5 protein-coding genes are annotated in these 3,575 nt (G+C 72.2%); all 5 read left to right on the top strand.

Features of this window, described 5'->3' with window-relative positions:
• Positions 1 to 1,029: neutral zinc metallopeptidase (locus E1200_RS31945; RefSeq protein ID WP_347813255.1), on the top strand; the 1,029-nt coding region annotated here is incomplete at its 5' end.
• 108 nt (positions 1,030 to 1,137) lie between these two features.
• Positions 1,138 to 1,707, top strand: coding sequence for a helix-turn-helix transcriptional regulator (locus E1200_RS35310; RefSeq protein ID WP_279485472.1), 570 nt, complete (start codon positions 1,138 to 1,140; stop codon positions 1,705 to 1,707).
• On the top strand, positions 1,704 to 2,240 hold the full coding sequence (locus E1200_RS34520) for a hypothetical protein (RefSeq protein WP_207933647.1): 537 nt from the start codon (positions 1,704 to 1,706) through the stop codon (positions 2,238 to 2,240). Before E1200_RS35310 ends, E1200_RS34520 begins: the two co-directional genes overlap by 4 nt.
• Positions 2,241 to 2,437: 197 nt before the next feature.
• Positions 2,438 to 2,797: a DUF2516 family protein gene (locus E1200_RS31935; protein ID WP_131956179.1), complete on the top strand. Its 360-nt coding sequence runs from the start codon at positions 2,438 to 2,440 to the stop codon at positions 2,795 to 2,797.
• A 16-nt stretch (positions 2,798 to 2,813) separates the two neighbouring features.
• Entirely contained in the window at positions 2,814 to 3,545 is a 732-nt protein-coding gene (locus E1200_RS31930) for an alanyl-tRNA editing protein (RefSeq protein WP_131956177.1), read from the top strand.
• The last annotated feature ends 30 nt before the right edge of the window (positions 3,546 to 3,575 follow it).

Genomic DNA, 3,575 nt, shown 5'->3' with positions numbered 1-3,575 from the left:
CCCCCGGGACGGCCCCCGGCTCCGCCGTACGGCCGCCCCGTGCCCGGTCCGCCGGGATACGGCCCGCCGCCGTACGGGCCGCCGGGCCGTCCGCCCGTGCAGCCGCCGTACGCGCACCAGTACCGGTACGTCCCGCTGCGCCCGCCGCTGCGCCCGCCGCCGCGCCGCAGCGCGGGCGGGACGGTCGCCGGCATCCTGGGCGCCCTCGCATCGGTCGCGGTGATCGCGATCCTCGGGGCGACGTTCCTCGTCGGGCAGAGCGGGGCCGCCACGACCAACCGGCCGCCGATCACGTCCGGCGGCGGGGGGTCCGCCCGGGAGCAGGCCGTCGGCAACAAGCTCTACGAGAGCGGCGCGCTGACGCCGGTGAGCTGCCGGGTGCCCGCCATCCAGCCGAGCAGCGCGTCGATGCGCCGGTTCATGAACGTGCTGAGCGACTGCCTCGACAGCTCGTGGTCCCAGCAGTTCGGCAAGGCGGGGATGCGGTTCGACGAGCCCGACCGCGTGTTCTGGGACCAGCCCGGCCGCAGCCCCTGCGGCACCTACCCGGCGCCGGGCGCGTCCGCGTTCTACTGCCCGGCCAACAACACGATGTACATCGGGGTCCGGCACGTCGTGGAGACCTCGGGCGGTGAGCCGCTCTCCAACTGGGCGGTGTTCGCGCGGGTCATCGCGCACGAGTACGGCCACCACGTCCAGCACCGGGCCGGGATCCTGCTCTACGGGAACCGGCTGATGGACACCGGCGACATCGACCGGCGCAACGAGGCGAGCCGCCGCATCGAGCTGCAGGCGCAGTGCTTCGCGGGCGCGTTCCTCGGCGCGGAGCGGGTCACGCTCCCGATGACGCAGGCCCAGTTCAACGCCATGATCCGCGACGTGCGCGGCCGCGGCGACGAGCGGCTGCCGCCCGAGAAGCGCGACCACGGCTCGGGACGCGCCTACGCGGGCTGGGTCGTCACCGGCTACGAGGGCCGCCGGCTGGCCGTCTGCAACACCTGGACGGTCCCGTCTTCCAAGGTCAACTGAGCTTTCTCCCTATTTCACCCACCTTGCGGGACGGCATGTGAGCGGACTCACCGCCGAGTGCTAGCTAGAGTGCTTGCAATTGCAAGCACTATGACGCAGGGTGGAGACATGGCAAGTTCCAAGGTCGGCTCCATCGGGGAGTACATCCGCGAGCAGCGGACGCGGGCGAAGATCTCGCTGCGCCAGCTCGCGGACGTGTCCGGGATATCGAACCCGTACCTGAGCCAGATCGAGCGCGGGCTGCGCAAGCCGAGCGCCGAGATCCTGCAGCAGATCGCCAAGGGGCTGCGCATCTCGGCCGAGGCGCTGTACGTGCAGGCCGGGATCCTCGAAGACCGCGAGGCCGACACGGACGTCCAGGCGGCGGTCCGGGACGACCTGCTCCTCACCGAACGGCAGAAGCAGGTCCTGCTCGACATCTACGCCTCCTTCCTGAAGGAGAACGAGGCGGCGGGCATCTTCCCGGGCGGGCACGCCGAGCCCGAGGCCGATGCCGAAACCGAGGCCGATTTCGAGGCCGATTCCGAGGCCGACGCCGATTTCGAGACCAAGGCGGAGACCGAGGCCGGCGACGCGGCCGAGCGCGGCCGCGCCGGGCGAGCGGCGGACGAGCCGGACGTTCCCGAACGAGCCATGCCAGAGCACATCGAACAGGATGGAAAGGATGAGGTCGGATGACGCTGGCCAGTAATTTCCGCGAGAGCAAGGCCGTGTACGCCGTGGCCGGCGCGGGTGACTTCGCGGTGGAGAAGCTCCGCGAGGTCCCCGAGCACGTGACCAAGTACCAGGGCCGGGCCCGCGAGACCGCGACGAAGTACCAGGGCGAGGTCCGCGAGACGGTCGACCGCTACCGCGACCAGGTGCGCGGCACCGTCGAGCGCTACCGCGGCGAGGTCAACCGCTACCAGGAGCGCGTCGACGCCAAGGACCTGCCCGGCGCGGCCGTCGCCTACGCGACGCACGTCGGCACCCTGGCCGCCGAGTTCATCGACGAGCTCGCCGAGCGCGGCCGGAAGGTCGTGCACCGCGAGGCCGCCGAGGTGGCCGAGCTGACCGACGCCGACGCGAAGCCGGCCGCGGGCACGAGGACCCGCACCACGCAGGCCAGCACCGCGCAGGCCCGCAGCACCCAGGCCCGCAGCACCCAGGCCCGCAAGCCCGCGCAGCCGCGGACGCAGGCCCGCACCACCACGAAGAAGAGCGGCGCCTGAGCGCCCCTCGATTCGCGGGGCCCGGCCGGGAACACCCGGCCGGGCTCCTTCGTCTTCCCCCACAGGCGGCTCCGTTCTCGCGGGTGCGGGCGGGGCACCGGCCAAGGCTGGACGACGCGCATAGGGTTGGGGTAGTCAGAACCCCGTGTGCGCGGCGCGGAGCCGCCGTCCGAAACGAGCAGGAGCGCTGATCGCCGATGGCGGGCTTCAATGTCCTGGACTACTTCTTCTGGCTGCTGCTGATCATCGCGTTCGTGATGGAGGCGTGGGCGCTGGTCGACTCGCTGTCCGTCCCGGAGAGCGCGTTCTCCGCCGCGGGCAAGTGGCGCAAGAAGATGTGGATGATCGTCCTGGTCGTCGCGGTGGTGCTGGGCGGTGCCCACGCGATCGCGCCCGCCGCGCTCGGCATCCGCCCGATCGGCCTGCTGATCGGCATCCTCCCGGTCGCGGCGTTCATCGCCGCCGCCATCTACCTCGCCGACGTCCGCCCGGCGGTGGCGCCGTACAAGAAGAACGGCCGCGGCGACCGCCGATCGGGTCCCTACGGCCCCTGGTGATCTCTAGGGTGGGCGCATGAGCGAGGTTCATGGGCGCACGACCCGGCTGGAACTGGACGACCAGGCCCTCCGCGAGTGGGAGGCCGTCGTCCTCGCCGCGGGCCCGGAGGGGATCGTCCTCGACAGGTCGGCGTTCTATCCGGGGGGCGGTGGCCAGCCGCCGGACCACGGGGTCCTGCTGTGGCAGGGCGTGCAGACCCGCATCGCCGGGGTGCGCAAAGGGGACGACCTGGAGCTGATCCCGGTGGAGGGCGACCCCGTCCCGCCGGTCGGCACGGTCGTGCGCGGTGCCGTCGAGGACGACCGCCGCACCGCCCTCATGCGCACCCACTCCGGGCTGCACCTGCTGTGCGGGGTGGTGTTCCGCGACTACGGCTGCCTGGTCACCGGCGGCAACATGGAGCCGCTGACCGCGCGGATGGACTTCGACCTGCGGGAGGTCCCGCCCGGCTTCAAGCAGGCCGTCGAGGACGCGTGCAACGCCGAGGTCGAGGCCGACCGGCGCATCGACGTCAAGACGCTCCCGCGGGCCGAGGCGTTCGAGATCCCCGACATCATCCGGACGGCGACGAACCTGGTGCCGCCCGAGGTGCAGGACGTCCGCATCGTCGACATCGTCGGCCTCGACACCCAGGCGGACGGCGGCACCCACGTCGGCTCCACCAAGCAGATCGGCCGCATCCGGGTGGCGAAGGTGGAGAACAAGGGCCGCGGCTTCCGCCGCATCCGCCTGAAGATCGAGGAGTAGGCCCGCGCCCGCCCCGCTACATCCCCGGGG

The sequence above is a fragment of the Actinomadura sp. GC306 genome, from assembly GCF_004348665.1.
GTDB lineage: Bacteria > Actinomycetota > Actinomycetes > Streptosporangiales > Streptosporangiaceae > Spirillospora.
Note: the sequence above shows the minus strand (reverse complement) of the source record. Positions and strands in the feature narration are given on the sequence as shown.